We start from the raw sequence: 15,406 nt of genomic DNA, 5'->3' as shown, positions 1-15,406 counted from the left end.
TTTGTATTTTACAGCAAATTTGTGTCATTATTAACCTCAAAAACAATCAACAATGAGACATTTTAAAAACTTCATGATTTTAGTCATGACATTAACCGCATTAACATTAACATCTTGTTCAAGTAGTGACGATAGTGGAGATGGAGGAGGAAGTGGTGGAGGAGCCGGTTCAGGAGTATTAGTGGCAAAAGTAAATGGTAATAGTTACCAATCTATGGCGATTTCATCAACAGCAACAGTTGCTAATAATGGTCAAAGCCTTATTATTATCGCTTCAAATAGTAGCGGAAAAGCATTTTCATTTACAGTTCTCGATTTTAACGGAGAAGGCACTTATCCAATTGGAGGAGGAGCAAATATTGCTAACTCTGCATCTTACACAGTAACTGATGTTGATCTTAACAATCCACAAAATTCTACTACAGAAATTTGGCAAGCACCTTATGATGATACTGAAGTTGGAGAAATTGTAGTTACTAGTGTAACAGATTCTAAAGTAAAAGGGACTTTCAATTTTACGTGTAAAAATGTTGGTGGAGATCAATCTCTAAAAACCATTACTAATGGGTCTTTCAACTTAGACAAGCAAGTTGTTAATTAAATAGTATTTCTATGAAAACGCTATTAATTCAATTTAAGAGCTTAGTGTTAGTTGCATTCTTTTTGAATGCAACTTCACTATTTGCTCAAAAAGCAGAAACTCCAGATCATAATTATCAACTTGGAGCTAAGATTAATGAAATGACCATTACTGAGGGAGGAACAGTGGTAGTGGCAACCAACGATGGATTAGTTGGTATTAAGCCAGGGACTAATGATCTTCTTTTTAATTTTACAGATTATGGACGTGTAAAACCTGAAGAGTTAAATTTTATTCCAAAAGCCCCTTATGTCGTTGTTGGTCAAACAGGATTTGGAGGTTTACAGACTAAAAGTGCAGTCATAGATTATATGTCAGGAAAAGTACTATTTAGTACTGAAAAAAATGGTTGGAAAGCTATTGGTATGTCGCAAGTGCTTATGCCAGCAAATAAATTAATTGTCAGCGGTCAACGTAGAGCTAATGAAAAATATGCACAAGCCTTAGCAATCTACGATTTAAACACAGGTGAGCAGATTAGTTTTTATAAATTTAAAGGGTCTAGACAAGCCATGGGAACACCACTTGTTTTATCTGATGGAGTCATTATTCCAACAACTAAAGGTCTAATGAAAATCGATATGACTTCTGGTAATGTGCTTTGGGAGAATGATTTAAAAAATATTGGTTGGATGGTTGCAGATGAAACTGAAAAGAACATTTATGCATTTGCTTCGACTTCTAATAAAAAGAATACTAAGATTTATAAGATTAACGCAAATGGATCTGAAGCTTGGTCAGATGAACGTAAAGTGAAAGGAAGTGTTTCAAATTTTCAAATTTTGCCTCAAGGACTAGCAGTTGTTAGTGATGTTACTGGTGGAAGCGGAACTTTTGCAGCAGCATCAGAATCAAAAATAACAATGTTAAGTGCAGCAACTGGTGACGATCTATGGGACAAAGCACCTAAAACGAAAGGCTATGTTCAGCATTTTTATATTATGGATGATGGTATTCTCTTTGGAATACAAGAAGGTGGAATTAATAAGATTTCGTATGAAGGAAAAACACTTTTCAAAAAACCTCTAAAAACAGGAGAAAATATCCTGACGATGGCAACAACACCACAAGGATTAATTTACATTACATCTGAAGATGCTAACATTGTTAATCTTGAAACAGGTGATCAAGTATGGAAAAAGCCATTGAAATTTAAAAGAGCTGATGTTGTTAGTTCTGATTTTGACAAAAAAAATGACAGGTATTTAATTACTGCAGATGAAAAACTGTATAGTATTGATGCTAGTTCTGGAACTTCAGAATTACTTACTGAAGTTGATTTTGAAGGTAAAGAGGATCCAACATCTGTTGAAGTAAGAGAAGAAGGTGTTTTATTAGCGTCAGATCAAAATATGATGCTTTTAGATTGGCAAGGCAAAACCATTTGGCATGAATATCATAGAGCACCTGGTAAAAGTGCATTTGGAGCGATTTTAGCAGGAGTTACAGCAGTGGCAGCTGCAACTGCATCAGCATCAGCGTCATATGGAGCTAATATGCATGAACGAAATAGAATTGGCCAATACACTGCTAGAGGAGAACGTTTAAATAATTTATCTGCTGGTATGTCTTCAGCAGCTGGAGCTTCTGTAGCAGAAATGTTAAAACGTTTTAAAGCAACTTCTGCAACTCAAAATGCTCAGTTTATTCTAACTAAATTTGAGGATGGAATTGGATTAGTGAAAGTGAATAAAGATAAAGGCTCTGTAGAAAAAGAGATTATATTAAAGGATAAAAAACCAGAATATCAAGTAGATGAATTTGGAGGTTATCTTTACTATAAGGCTAATGACAAGACTATTTATACATACAATCTTAATAATTAAATCTTGTTGTTGAGATTATGATTGGGCGTAATTTTGTAGGATTACGCTTAATCTTTTTTAATTGCCACTTGTCGAAAAAAAGATACACCATTGTAATTATGTTATATATTCGTCTTGCTATTAATCAATTTTTTAAAAAAGCGTCAGCTAATTTATTTGTCCAAAAGGGCTTATTAATTCTGATGCTTTTTTTGTGTCGTAATATGAAATCTAAACATATATTAATTCTACTAGTTTTTTTATTCTCAACGTTTTCTTTTTCACAGAATTTAGACAGCTTATTAACTGTTGCGAGAGCAAAAAAAAATGATTCCACAAAGATTAGAATGTTGAATAAAATTGCATTCAGTTATATCTTTAATGATACAGATAAAGCCATTCAAGTTATTAAAGAAGGAAAAGATCTTGCTAATCAAGCAGATTTTAATTTTGGATTAACAGAACTTACAAATACGCATGGTATTTATATGGATGTTACTGGGCAGTCTGATTCAGCAAATTTTTATTTTTCTAAAGCATTAAAATTAAGTAGAGATCATAATTTTAAGGATATAGAAGTCATGTGTGTCAATAACTTGGGAATGTTTCATTGGAATAGAAGTGAATTTGATGACGCTTTACGATATTTCTTTGATGCTCTAAAATTTAACGACACTTATGGCAGTGAGCGTCAAAGCCACATATATTTAAATAATATTGGGTTAATCTACCAAGAAATGAACCTTAGTGAAAAGGCCTTAGAATATCATGAAAAGGCGCTTGAAATTCGACAAGAATATAATCTAGAAACCGATCAAGTCGCTTCTTACAATAACATCGGAATTAATTTAAAAGATTTAGGTCGCGTCGATGAGGCCATAAAAATTTATAATGAAGGAATTGTCGTTGCTAAGCGTTCAAATAACCTTATGGATTATTACAAGTTACTTGATAATCTTGCCAATGCGTATAATGAAAAAGGGGATTTAGATTTAGCACTCGATTCTTACTTAAAAGTATTGGACAGACCTGAAGGTTTTGAGCAAGGTGAAAATGGACTAGTACCAACATATTCCAATATGGTATCGCTTTATAACCAAATGAATAATCCCAAAACTGCGTTAATTTACGCAAATAAAGGGTTTGATGTTATTAAAAAATTCCCACAGTTAGAAGCTAATTCTGCAGATTTAAATCTACATGCTGCCGAAAGTAATTATATGTTGGGTAATTTTAAAAAGGCTAGAGAATACACTAGTATGTTTGTTGCTTTAAAAGATTCAATCTTTTCTGAACAAAATGCACAAGCTGTTGCCGATTTGGAGGTAAAATATGAAACAGAAAAAAAAGAAAGAGAGATTTTAATTCAACGTGCTGAATTGGCTGAACAAAAATTAACTATTCAGAAAAAAAATTATCAGCTATATGGACTCATAGGCTTGGCTTTCATTTTTGGACTCATAGGTTATTTGTTTTTTAACCAACAAAAATTAAAAAATAAGCAACTTCAAAAAGAAAATGAACTGAAAGACGCACTTGTGAAAATTGAAACTCAAAACCGTTTGCAAGAACAACGTTTGAGGATTTCGAGAGATTTACATGATAATATTGGTGCACAACTCACTTTTATCATTTCGTCTATAGATAATTTAAAATATGGCTTTGATATTAAAGATGAAAAACTCACAACAAAACTTAACAAAATAAGCGAGTTTACTTCTGAAACTATTTATGAATTGCGAGATACCATTTGGGCAATGAATAAGAATGAAGTTACTTTTGAGGATTTACAAACACGCATTTCCAATTACATTGATAAAGCACATTTGTATGATGATAATACTAAGTTCTCTTTTGTTGTTCATGATAGTGTAAATCAACAAAAAACATTAACTTCAGTAGAAGGAATGAACATTCACCGAATCATTCAAGAAGCAATACATAACAGTTTAAAACACGCTTCTTCGACTAAGATTAATGTTGGTATTGAACAGTTTAAAGATCAGCTGAAAATTACTATTTCAGATAATGGTAAAGGATTTGATTTAGATTCTGTAGAAAAAGGAAGTGGTTTAACTAATATGAGCAAGCGCGCTAACAATATAGGAGGTGAGCTGACTGTGGCATCAGAAAACAATAAAGGCACTCAGGTTGTTCTTCGTGTTTAGGTGTATAAATTGAAAATTTGTATCTTTTTTTCTGTTAATCAACTAATCCATGAAAAATCTCGTTTTTCTATTTCTGTTTGTTTTTTGTCAATCAACGGTATTTGCACAACAAGATCCTATACAGCTAAATGATTCTGCGATGTCATTATATAAAAATGACCCTCAAAAAGCAGTATTAATTTTAGAAAAAGCACTTCAAATTTCTGAAAAAAATAAAAAGGAATTTCAGATAGCGCAATCAAAAAATAATTTAGGAATTGTTTACAGAGACTTAGGCGATTTTGAGAAAGCCAAGCAATTATCATCTGAAGCTTTACTTACAAATGATTCTATATTGAAAGCGTCTGCTTACAATAATATAGGTGTTGTAAACAGAAACATGGCTAAATATGATGAAGCTTTAAGGTACTATTTAAAAGCCTTAGATATTTATCAAGCCAAGCAAATGAAGAGTGAAATAGCAACGACATTTAATAGCATTGGATTAGTGTATAGCTATAATGGGATTAATACTAAAGCCATCGAGTATCATCTTAAGGCTAAGGCTATTTTTGAAACCATTGAAAATAAAAAAGGTATATCTGAAGTGTATAATAATATCGCAATTATTTATGCTAATGATGGTGATTTAGAACAGGCGCTTGATTATTTTAAATACTCATTAAAGATTGAAGAAACACTTGATGATAAAAAAGGCATTGCCGAATCTGTCAATAATGTAGGTGCTGTATTTTATTATATGAACGAAATTGATTCTGCACTTGTATATTTTAGAAAGTCTTTGGCTATAGAGAAGTCAATAGGAGACATGGCTGGCATTTCTGCAAGCTATAATAATTTGGCTAATGTGCTTATTGAAAACGGAAGACTTAAAGAAACAAAAACATACATAGATAGCGCAATGTATTTTGCTGAAAATTCTAAGATCGCTGTAGATATTGAAGTCGCATTAGATAATTACTCAAGATATTACGAAGCTAAAAACGATACAAAAACAGCTCTTAATTATTATAAAGAGATGGTTGTTTTTAGAGACAGCTTGCTGAATATTGCAACCAATGAGAAAATTGCGGAGCTAGAAATTGAATATCAAACGGAAAAGAAAGAGAAAGAAATTTTATCACAACGTGCTGATTTAGCGGAACAAAATTTAAGCCTAAACGAAAAAAATACGCAACTATTAGGACTTGGTGTTTTGGCAGCTGTATTAACATTGCTTGGATATTTGTTTTATAGCCAACAACGATTGAAAAACAGGCAACTTCAAAAAGAAAATGAACTCAAAGATGCCTTGGTTAAAATTGAAACTCAAAATAGGTTGCAAGAACAGAGGTTAAGAATTTCTAGAGATTTACATGATAATATTGGTGCACAGCTCACGTTTATTATCTCTTCTTTAGATAATCTCAAATACGGATTTAAAATCCCTGAGAAACTTTCAAATAAACTTAAAAATATTAGTGAGTTTACAACAACAACTATTTATGAATTGCGCGATACCATTTGGGCAATGAATAAAAATGCAATTACTTTAGAAGATTTACAATCACGAATTTCTAATTTTATAGATAAAGCCGATTTGGCTACTGAGAACATTAAGTTTGAATTTAATTCAAATATTTCAGACATTGATCGCTTTAAATTAAGCTCTTTACAAGGAATGAATTTGTATCGAATTATTCAAGAAGCCATTAATAATTCAATTAAATATTCTAAAGCAAAACATATTACAATAGATTTTAATTGTAATGACCAACAAATAAAAGTAGATGTTACAGATGATGGAAAAGGGTTTGTTTTAGAACACACACAATTGGGTAATGGGATTAATAATATGAAAAAACGAACTCAAGAAATTAAAGCAGAGCTTATCATCTTGTCTAAACTAAATCAAGGAACAACGATTACAATTACAGTTTAATTAGTATTCTTGAAATACGACAAATGACGTATAGCAATCCACAGAGAATTTTGTAACTTTTTATTCTGAAAATCTAAGCATATGAGTATTAAAATTGGCATCGTAGACGACAATACATTTCTAATAAAAACGGTAAAAGAAAAACTTTCTTTTTTTGATGAGTTTACTATTAAAATCACAGCTATGAATGGCTCAGATTTGCTAACTCAAATTGAAGATAATCACAATATAGATTTGATTTTAATGGATATTGAAATGCCAGTGCTTAATGGTATTGAAGCTACAGGAATTATCAAACAGAAGTATCCTCATATTAAAATCATAATGCTTACTGTATTTGATAATGATGAAAATATATTTAATGCCATAAAAGCTGGTGCAGATGGTTATTTGCTTAAGGAAATTAATGCAAAAGATCTTCATGATGGCATTGTAGAAACGTTAAATGGAGGAGCAGCTATGAATCCTTCAATTGCTTTAAAAACATTGAAACTACTCCGAAACCCAATGAGTATTGAAAATGAAAAAGACAAAGAAGATATAAAATTAACCAAACGTGAAACCGAAGTTTTAGAGCATCTGAGTAAAGGATTGAATTATGTGCAAATTGCTGAAAACCTAATTCTTTCAACAGGAACGGTCAGAAAACATATCGAAAATATTTATCGAAAACTACAGGTGCATAATAAACTTGAGGCCGTTCAGAAAGCCAAGAGAAACAACCTTATTTAATTTTTACACTCTCAGGAACTAAGACCGTGTAATCGCCATTATTTCTAATAACATCTCTCACAATAGATGATGAAATATAGGATGTTTTTGCAGCAGTTAATAAAAATACAGTTTCTATCTTTGAGAGTTTTCTATTGGTGTGTGCTATGGCTTTTTCGAATTCAAAGTCGGCAGGATTTCTTAATCCTCTCAAAATAAACTGCGCATCAATGTCTTTGCAAAAATCGATGGTTAAACCTTCATAAGTAACTACTTTAACTTTTCTATGGTCTTTAAATGCATCTTCTATAAAACGTTTTCTGTCTTCAAGAGAAAACATATATTTTTTTTCAGAATTGATGCCTATGGCAACTATAACTTCATCAAAAAGTTTAATACCTCTTTTTATAATATCGTAGTGACCTAGAGTTATAGGATCAAAAGAACCTGGGAATATTGCTCGTTTCATAGTGTTGTTTTTAGAGTAGAACTACTATCTAATCTAGATTCAAATATAATTATTTAGAGTTCAGCAGATAAATATCTATCCATATTAATTTCAATTGCTTGAAAATAAGTGCTATTAAAGTATACACTATTATTCGTTCGAGCGTAGTCGAGAACTATTTGTCTATTTATGTAGGTTTCGACTGCACTCAATCCTACATAATGATACGTGTTTTTAACTATTTACTGATTTAAATAATTATTTGAGGGCTTCTTCAATTGCATTTTCAAATAAATCACTCATGCTTATGCCTGCTTCTGCAGCTTGTTGTGGTAAAATACTTGCCGCTGTTAATCCAGGAACTGTATTAACTTCAAGCAGATGAGGTTCTCCATTTTTAAAAATGTATTCACTTCTGCTAAACCCTTTTAATTTTAAGACTTCATAAACCTTTCTTGCTAAAGAGCCTACTTGTTCAGCTTGAACTTCAGTGATACGAGCAGGTGTTATTTCTTGTGATTGTCCTAAGTATTTTGCTTTATAATCGAAGAAATCATTTTCAGAAACAATTTCAGTAATAGGCAACACTTTTATTTCGCCTTTATAGGTGATGACACCAACTGAAACTTCCACACCATCTAAAAAAGATTCGATAATGACTTCATCATCTTCTTTAAACGCAACATCTAATGCATTTTGAAGTTCTTCCGTCTTGTAAACTTTTGTGATTCCGAAACTACTTCCAGCTCTATTCGCTTTTACAAAACAAGGCAAGCCAACTTTATTCACAATAGCATTTTCGTCAACAACATCTCCTAAATTCACAAAATAGGACGCTGCGGTTTTTATTCCGTAAGGCTTTAAGGTACTTAAACAATCACGTTTGTTAAAAGTTAAAGCGGCTTGATACATGCCACAACTAGTATGCGGAATATTTAACAATTCAAAATACCCTTGCATAAATCCATCTTCACCTGGAGAGCCATGAATGGCATTGAAAACGCAATCAAAATTGATTTTTATTTCATTAACAAGAACAGAAAAGTCATTCTTGTCTACTAAAAACTCTTCGTCCAACTCATTCACAAAAATCCATTTGTTTTTAAAAATATGAATGCGATGTGCATTGTATTTATTTTTGTCAAGAGATTCGTAAACTACCTGTCCACTTTTAAGAGAGATTTCATACTCACTCGAATAACCTCCCATGATTATGGCAACATTTTTTTTCATTGTGCTTAATTCGTTTTAACTAACAATAAAACTTAACAATTTTCAGTTAAGCTAAAATACCAAATAAACCATTAAGTAAACGCTTTCGTTTTTATATATTTGTCAACAGGTAAATTAACGTATGAGTTTTATTCGATTTATAACTAGCAAAACATTTTTTAAGCAATTAGCATTGGCTATTGTTGCATTAATTGTACTCGTTTTTATAATGATGTGGTGGTTAAGAAGTACAACTAATCATGGTGAATTTGTTCAGGTTCCAGATTTAAAAGGAAAAACGATTGAAACCGTTAAAATAGAACTCAACGATAATGATTTGGCTATGGAAATTCAAGATTCAGCCAATTTTAATCCAAAATACCCAAAATATTCAGTTATTGAACAGTATCCAGAAGCAGGAAGTCAGGTTAAAGAACATAGGAAAATTTATTTAATTCTTAATCCATCAGGCTACAGGAAAGTTGCTGTGCCTAATATTGTTAGACGTACATTTCGTCAAGCTAAACCAACTTTAGAGGCATTAGGTTTTGAAGTTGGTAAAGTCACTTATGCAGATGATATTGGAAAAGATGAAGTGCTTTCAATTAAACATAAAGGTGAAACTATAAAAGCTGGTGATATATTACCATTAACATCTAAAATAGATGTTGTTTTAGGTAATGGAAACCGATGATCTTCAAACTAAAATGACAACGACGACACAACCAGCAGGTGACAATGACGATGAGTTATACGAACACCATTCCTTTGTTGCCGATAAAGGACAAACTCCTTTGCGTATCGATAAATATTTGATGAATCGTATTGAAAATGCGACGCGTAATAAAATTCAGGCTGCTGCTAAAGATGGTAGTATTTATGTCAATGGAACTCCAGTGAAATCTAATTATAAGGTCAAACCTTTAGATAAAATTCGAGTGCTATTAGAGCATCCACCTTATGAATATTTACTAACTCCAGAAGATCTTCCATTAGATGTTGTCTATGAAGACGATCAACTATTAGTCGTTAATAAAGCGGCTGGTATGGTTGTTCATCCTGGTCATGGTAATTATTCAGGAACATTAATAAACGCTCTTATTTTTCATTTTGAAAACTTGCCAAATAATAGTAGCGAGCGTCCTGGATTAGTACACCGAATCGATAAAGATACAAGTGGATTGCTAGTCGTTGCAAAGACCGAACAAGCCATGACACATTTGTCTAAACAGTTTTTTAATAAAACAAGTGAGCGTGAATACGTAGCCATAGTTTGGGGAAATATTGATGAAGATGAAGGGACTATTGAAGGTCATATTGGTCGTCATCCCAAAAATCGATTACAAAATACCGTATTTGAAGGTGATGATGAAGATAAAGGTAAGCCAGCTGTAACACATTATAAAGTCATTGAGCGCTTGGGTTACGTCACATTGGTCACTTGTAAACTTGAAACGGGTCGTACACATCAAATTCGTGTGCACATGAAACATATTGGTCACACGCTTTTTAATGATGCACGTTATGGAGGCGAACGTATTTTAAAAGGGACTACGTTTTCTAAATACAAACAGTTTGTAGATAATTGTTTTAAGATATTACCTAGACAAGCCTTGCATGCTAGAACATTAGGATTTGTACATCCAACAACTGGTGAGCAAATGCGATTTGATTCGCCAATTCCAGACGATATGCAACAGTGTATTGAGAAGTGGAGGCATTATGCAACGCATATGCAATAAGTTTTGGGCGTTACCTTTTAATGCTTTGTGGCATTAAAAGGTCAGGCTCTCGCAAGTCGCTTCTAGACAAAAAGTCTATAGAGCTCCAACAATTGCTCCATCCTTAACGCAGCTGTGTAACTATAAATTTTAGTTATTACTAAATAGAAATATTTGAAACATTAGAGTTGACAAGTCAACCATTGTGTTGTAAATTTGAAGTAAAATATTTTAATAGATGAAACTCGTATTATCTCCAGCAAAATCATTAGACTTCGAAAGTAAATTACCAACAACGAAAACAACAGAAGCCTTGTTTTTAGGTCAAGCTGAACGTTTAAATAAGTTGCTTAAAAAAAAATCTGCTAAGAGCTTATCTAAGTTGATGCATATTTCTGATAATTTAGGTCAGTTAAATTACGAACGTAATCAAGCCTGGAGTTTGCCGTTTACTAAAGATAATGCTAGACAAGCAGTTTATGCTTTTAATGGCGATGTCTATCGAGGATTAGATGCATATACAATTAAAACTGATAAATTAGATCAACTTCAAGATACAGTACGTGTGTTGACTGGATTATATGGCGTGTTGAAACCTTTAGATTTAATGCAGCCTTACCGATTAGAAATGGGAACTAAATTTCCTGTTGGTAAAAAGAAAAACTTATATGAGTTTTGGAGAAAGCAAGTTACTGAAGCCTTAAATAATGAATTAGAGGATGACGAGATTTTCTTAAATCTAGCTAGTAACGAATATTTTAAAGCGATTGATATAAAGGCATTAAAAGTGCCAGTGATCCATATCAAGTTTCAGGAATTAAAAAACGGAAATTATAAAACCATAGCCATTTTTTCAAAATTAGCTAGAGGTTTAATGGCACGATATATTATTGATACTAATGCTAAAACTATAGATGATATTAAAGGATTTGATTATGATAAATATAGGTTTACTGAAGCCTTGTCTTCAGAGAAAGAATTAGTATTTACGAGGTAGTCATTTGTTTTTACACAAGCATCCATACCAACCATTTATAAAATCTGATACTACAAAATTAATCGTCGGCACATTGCCACCTCCTCGTTTTTCAACAGGTGAACTTTTAGAAAAAGACGTTAATTTCTGTTACGGAAGCTATTATAATTCACTTTGGTTATTTATTGATAAAATTCATAATTTAAAGTTGCGATATGATAATTCTCAAGAAGCAATTGATGAACGAAAAGACTTCCTTGTAAAACATAATATAGGAGTTTGCGATATTGTAGAAAGTGCTGAGCGTGAAAAAGTTGACGCTTCAGATTTAGGAATGAAAAATATAAAACTTCGTAATATTATTAAGTACCTAAAAGAGTATTCTAATATTGATACTATATTATTTACGGGAGGAAATAGTAAAAACGGACCAGAATATTTTTTCAGAAAACATATTAAAGATTACAATATCAAATTAGAAACTGTTTCTAATGAAGTTCCAAGAATTCATCAGTTTGTTCTAGATTGTCATTTAGAACGAAGTGAAGAATCTAATAATGAGACTCCTCAATCACCACGCTCATTTCGGAATGACAAACGAATAATAAGAACAGTGTCATTAACTTCAGGTTCTGGAGCTGCTAATATTTCAATAAGTCGCTTGCCATTATACAAGCAATTAAAAGCTAAAAATTCAGGTTTTAATACCTTCGATTTTCGTGTGATGCAATATCGTGAGTTTATTTAATTGTTATTAACCATTTTTTTAATCAATGATAGTTGGCCAAAATGATAATAGCTATGCTCAATTAAGCCTTCAATATTTCTTCTGTAAGAACCATATTTTTCATCAACAAAAGTAGATTCTAATTGATTTTTAGTCATAGACTCGATGTGTGTTGCAAATGCTTCAGTATTTGCAAAAAGTTGCAGTTTTAAGGTGTTCCAATCATCTTCCGATTTAATTTCAGGAGCATCAAAACTATATTTGTCTTTAATATCTAATGAGCCACCTTCTAAAACTTGTAAAACACCTTCCACATAATAATTGATATGAAAGGTTAAAATTGCAATCGTATTAAGTGAACTAATTTTTTGAATGGCTTGTTGCCTAGTAACATTAGACAGCAGTTCTTGATAGTTGGTATTCGCAATCCACTTTCCATTTAAAAACAGTTCTCTAAATCGTTGTGCTAGTTGTTTTGAAGATTCCATACTAATAAATTATTCAATTTTTTTTGCAGGCATTTCTTGACCTCCTTGTTTTAATGTTAAACTTTCAACAGTTCCATTAGTCGTTCTATTAAAGGTGACTTCAGCAGGCACAGCTTTTAAAAAGAATTGATCTTTTTCTGTTGCAAATATTTCAAATTCTGGCTGACCAGTAGCTTGTGCAAATAAACGATTTTCTCTAACAACGATTGAAATAATAAATGTAGGTTGTAATTCGTACTTACCTATATATTGAGACAAAATTTCAGTTGGAAGTGTGATTTCTTGACGTTCTGCTGGAGGCGCTTTGTCTATACCATGACCAATAATAGTATTTCCACTGGTTGTAAACTTAGCCATGCGTTTTCCATTTTTAGTATAAAAATCATAAGATGTATTACCACCATCAAAAATAAAGTTTGTTGCTGTCATCGGATAGATTTCAAGATTTATGCTACCTTCTCTTTGACTAAATAATTGATTGTCTTTTAGCGTAACATGTCGAATTACGTCACCTTCAAATTTATATGCACCAACATATTGATTAAGTTGTTGTTCATTTAAAGTTATAGCATCTTCCTTCTTCGGAAATGGTTTTCCTAAGGCAATAGCTGCTACATTTGTTGTTATTGCACTTACATTTCCACAATCACAATTGGTTAAGCCGATGATATATATGTTTTCTTCAGGAAGAAAAATGCCATTAGTAGAATAACCAAATATGCCTCCAGAATGTTCATATGTTATTGATCCTTTTACGTTACCTTTTACCCAACCATAGCCGTAAGGAATGTCTTCACCATTATTCAATTTTGAGCCATTAATTGCTTTGTCTAAAAAGCTTTTTGAAATTAAAGTATTAGCACTGATGGCATTTTGCCACTTTAATAAATCTTCGGTTGTAGACATAATTGAACCAGCTGCATATGGTATAGTCATGCTCAAATAATTTGCATTTTGAAAACCGGAATCTGTTTCAGAATAACCACGAGCCCGATTTGGAATTAACTGCGTCATGCTTCCATAATAAGAATTAGTCATTCCTAGTTTATCAAAAATATTGGTTTTAACAAAGTTGGCATAACTTTCTCCTGTAACAACTTCAATGATATGACCTAAAAGGATGTAACCAGAATTGTTATAATTATATTGAGTTCCAGGATCAAATTCCATAGGTTCGTTTTTAAACAGATCTATAAGTTCTACTGGAGTCATATCTGTTCTAGCATGTTTCATGAAACTTTGCATATTGGTATAACTTTTAATGCCAGATGTATGGTTTAATAAATGATGAATTGTTATTGTTTTGCCTTGAGTTGGATAGTCTTCAATATATTTAGTAATCTCATCACTTACATTTAATTTACCTTGTTCTTCTAACATTAAAATACTCACTGAAGTGAATTGTTTGGTGATAGAACCAATTTCATAAACATGTTTAGGTTCTGCTTTGATATTGTTTTCTAGATCTGCCATGCCGAAACCTTTAGAATAAATAGTTTTGCCATCTTTTGCCACTAAAATTGATAGTCCAGGAGACGCTGTGTTGAAATTTTCTTCGTTAATGAAATTAGTGATATTTTCTTCAAGATTTTGTGCGAAACTGGATACAGAAAGAAGTAAAAATGCACAAACTAAAGTTAGTTTCGAAAATAGAGAATTGATTGACATAGTGATTGATTTTTGATTGATTAAAGTTAATACTTTTATGTTTGACGATTGAATTTGAAATGAGTTACAAAAACTTGCAGTGATTTTAATCTATGAGTTGAAAAATAGCATAAAAAAAGCGCAAGTATTTCTACTCGCGCTTTTTTGCTATTAATCATAGGGATTTATAAAGGTAATGTGTTTTTAAATCAAGATGCAAATATATGATAATCAGTAGTTAAAAAAATTGATGTATGATAAGAAATTTAATTTTGAGACAAATCTTTTCTTATTCTACTCAGGCTTTCGGTAGTAATACCTAAATATGAAGCAATGTGATAGTTTTTTACTAATTTTTCGATGTTAGGATAGGTTTTTATGAAGTTTGAATAACGTTCAGTAGCAGTTTGTGATAAATTAGAAAGTATCCGTTTTTGAAATGCTGCAAATGCACGCTCTAGTTTTATTCTGAAAAAATTTTCTATCGCTGGAATTTGACTATAGAGTTTTTCTTTATCATCTTTTGAGATTCGATACAAAGTTGCATCTTGAATAACTTCAATAGTCATAATTGCTTTTGAATCTGAAAAAAATGCAGTATAATCACTAATCCACCAATCTTTAATTCCGAATTGAACAGTATATTCTTTACCTTGTTTATCAGTATGGTAGGCTCTTAAGCAGCCACTTAAAATATAATATTGATATTCGACTTTGTCGTTGGCTATAAGGATTGTATTTCCTTTTTTAAAGTTCACTTTATGAAATACAGATTCTATTACCTTAATTTGTTCATCAGAAAAAGGTAGGTCTTTAAAAATCTCTTTGATTTTTGAATTGTCTGTACGCATGATTTGAAATAACTAATTTAAAATATAAGATACGCATAACCTTTTGAATGATTGTATTAACGTCGTTATTCTCTTTAAAAATTAGCTAATC

The 15,406-nt window shown here is 31.7% G+C and carries 14 protein-coding genes; 9 read left to right on the top strand and 5 right to left on the bottom strand.

The window, feature by feature from the left end; translation table 11 throughout:
- The first annotated feature begins 52 nt into the window (after positions 1 to 52).
- From MUN68_RS12950 to MUN68_RS12930, 5 genes are all read left to right on the top strand, one after another.
- Entirely contained in the window at positions 53 to 601 is a 549-nt protein-coding gene (locus MUN68_RS12950; RefSeq protein ID WP_249995977.1) for a DUF6252 family protein, read from the top strand.
- A gap of 11 nt (positions 602 to 612) precedes the next feature.
- On the top strand, positions 613 to 2,466 hold the full coding sequence (locus MUN68_RS12945; RefSeq protein WP_249995976.1) for an outer membrane protein assembly factor BamB family protein: 1,854 nt from the start codon (positions 613 to 615) through the stop codon (positions 2,464 to 2,466).
- 326 nt (positions 2,467 to 2,792) lie between these two features.
- Entirely contained in the window at positions 2,793 to 4,613 is a 1,821-nt protein-coding gene (locus tag MUN68_RS12940; RefSeq protein WP_249995975.1) for an ATP-binding protein, read from the top strand.
- Positions 4,614 to 4,662: 49 nt separating this feature from the next.
- Positions 4,663 to 6,534 (top strand): tetratricopeptide repeat-containing sensor histidine kinase, encoded by a 1,872-nt coding sequence (locus MUN68_RS12935; protein WP_249995974.1) that lies wholly within the window; start codon positions 4,663 to 4,665, stop codon positions 6,532 to 6,534.
- Between the two features lie 81 nt (positions 6,535 to 6,615).
- Positions 6,616 to 7,266, top strand: coding sequence for a response regulator (locus tag MUN68_RS12930; RefSeq protein WP_249995973.1), 651 nt, complete (start codon positions 6,616 to 6,618; stop codon positions 7,264 to 7,266).
- Here the strand turns inward: MUN68_RS12930 and coaD are convergent.
- Positions 7,259 to 7,714 carry a pantetheine-phosphate adenylyltransferase gene (gene coaD / locus MUN68_RS12925; RefSeq protein ID WP_249995972.1) on the bottom strand — a complete coding sequence of 152 codons (456 nt, stop codon included), beginning with the start codon at positions 7,712 to 7,714 and terminating at the stop codon, positions 7,259 to 7,261. The two genes, MUN68_RS12930 and coaD, sit on opposite strands and share 8 nt — an antisense overlap.
- Positions 7,715 to 7,951: 237 nt before the next feature.
- Positions 7,952 to 8,926 (bottom strand): D-alanine--D-alanine ligase, encoded by a 975-nt coding sequence (locus MUN68_RS12920; protein ID WP_249995971.1) that lies wholly within the window; start codon positions 8,924 to 8,926, stop codon positions 7,952 to 7,954.
- A gap of 121 nt (positions 8,927 to 9,047) precedes the next feature.
- On the opposite strand from MUN68_RS12920, the gene MUN68_RS12915 reads away from it, so the two are divergent.
- The 4 genes from MUN68_RS12915 to MUN68_RS12900 all read left to right on the top strand — a co-directional run bounded on the left by MUN68_RS12915 (position 9,048) and on the right by MUN68_RS12900 (position 12,350).
- On the top strand, positions 9,048 to 9,599 hold the full coding sequence (locus MUN68_RS12915) for a PASTA domain-containing protein (RefSeq protein ID WP_249995970.1): 552 nt from the start codon (positions 9,048 to 9,050) through the stop codon (positions 9,597 to 9,599).
- Positions 9,600 to 9,612: 13 nt separating this feature from the next.
- Complete coding sequence (locus MUN68_RS12910) at positions 9,613 to 10,647, top strand: RluA family pseudouridine synthase (protein WP_249995969.1); 1,035 nt, start codon at positions 9,613 to 9,615, stop codon at positions 10,645 to 10,647.
- Positions 10,648 to 10,864: 217 nt separating this feature from the next.
- Positions 10,865 to 11,623 (top strand): peroxide stress protein YaaA, encoded by a 759-nt coding sequence (yaaA, locus tag MUN68_RS12905; protein ID WP_249995968.1) that lies wholly within the window; start codon positions 10,865 to 10,867, stop codon positions 11,621 to 11,623.
- Positions 11,624 to 11,627: 4 nt separating this feature from the next.
- Positions 11,628 to 12,350 (top strand): uracil-DNA glycosylase family protein, encoded by a 723-nt coding sequence (locus MUN68_RS12900; protein ID WP_249995967.1) that lies wholly within the window; start codon positions 11,628 to 11,630, stop codon positions 12,348 to 12,350.
- Here MUN68_RS12900 and MUN68_RS12895 read toward each other — a convergent pair.
- From MUN68_RS12895 to MUN68_RS12885, 3 genes are all read right to left on the bottom strand, one after another.
- Positions 12,347 to 12,817 carry a DinB family protein gene (locus MUN68_RS12895; protein WP_249995966.1) on the bottom strand — a complete coding sequence of 157 codons (471 nt, stop codon included), beginning with the start codon at positions 12,815 to 12,817 and terminating at the stop codon, positions 12,347 to 12,349. The genes MUN68_RS12900 and MUN68_RS12895 overlap by 4 nt on opposite strands.
- A 9-nt stretch (positions 12,818 to 12,826) precedes the next feature.
- Positions 12,827 to 14,485 carry a serine hydrolase gene (locus MUN68_RS12890; protein WP_249995965.1) on the bottom strand — a complete coding sequence of 553 codons (1,659 nt, stop codon included), beginning with the start codon at positions 14,483 to 14,485 and terminating at the stop codon, positions 12,827 to 12,829.
- 245 nt (positions 14,486 to 14,730) lie between these two features.
- The gene (locus tag MUN68_RS12885) at positions 14,731 to 15,315 is read right to left on the bottom strand and encodes a Crp/Fnr family transcriptional regulator (protein ID WP_249995964.1); all 585 of its coding nucleotides are present in this window, start codon (positions 15,313 to 15,315) and stop codon (positions 14,731 to 14,733) included.
- Positions 15,316 to 15,406 lie beyond the last annotated feature (91 nt).

The organism is Psychroserpens ponticola, from assembly GCF_023556315.2.
In the GTDB taxonomy this organism is placed as follows: Bacteria; Bacteroidota; Bacteroidia; order Flavobacteriales; family Flavobacteriaceae; genus Psychroserpens; species Psychroserpens ponticola.
The sequence above is the reverse complement of the archived record's forward strand: the minus strand, read 5'-3'. Positions and strand labels throughout refer to the sequence as shown.

Bases quoted from the DNA above. Each gene is read 5' to 3' on its own strand.
- MUN68_RS12950 (WP_249995977.1), top strand. From the start codon at position 53: ATGAGACATTTTAAAAACTTCATGATTTTAGTCATGACATTAACCGCA.
- MUN68_RS12945 (WP_249995976.1), top strand. From the start codon at position 613: ATGAAAACGCTATTAATTCAATTTAAGAGCTTAGTGTTAGTTGCATTC.
- MUN68_RS12940 (WP_249995975.1), top strand. From the start codon at position 2,793: ATGTTGAATAAAATTGCATTCAGTTATATCTTTAATGATACAGATAAA.
- MUN68_RS12935 (WP_249995974.1), top strand. From the start codon at position 4,663: ATGAAAAATCTCGTTTTTCTATTTCTGTTTGTTTTTTGTCAATCAACG.
- MUN68_RS12930 (WP_249995973.1), top strand. From the start codon at position 6,616: ATGAGTATTAAAATTGGCATCGTAGACGACAATACATTTCTAATAAAA.
- coaD (WP_249995972.1), bottom strand. From the start codon at position 7,714: ATGAAACGAGCAATATTCCCAGGTTCTTTTGATCCTATAACTCTAGGT.
- MUN68_RS12920 (WP_249995971.1), bottom strand. From the start codon at position 8,926: ATGAAAAAAAATGTTGCCATAATCATGGGAGGTTATTCGAGTGAGTAT.
- MUN68_RS12915 (WP_249995970.1), top strand. From the start codon at position 9,048: ATGAGTTTTATTCGATTTATAACTAGCAAAACATTTTTTAAGCAATTA.
- MUN68_RS12910 (WP_249995969.1), top strand. From the start codon at position 9,613: ATGACAACGACGACACAACCAGCAGGTGACAATGACGATGAGTTATAC.
- yaaA (WP_249995968.1), top strand. From the start codon at position 10,865: ATGAAACTCGTATTATCTCCAGCAAAATCATTAGACTTCGAAAGTAAA.
- MUN68_RS12895 (WP_249995966.1), bottom strand. From the start codon at position 12,817: ATGGAATCTTCAAAACAACTAGCACAACGATTTAGAGAACTGTTTTTA.
- MUN68_RS12890 (WP_249995965.1), bottom strand. From the start codon at position 14,485: ATGTCAATCAATTCTCTATTTTCGAAACTAACTTTAGTTTGTGCATTT.
- MUN68_RS12885 (WP_249995964.1), bottom strand. From the start codon at position 15,315: ATGCGTACAGACAATTCAAAAATCAAAGAGATTTTTAAAGACCTACCT.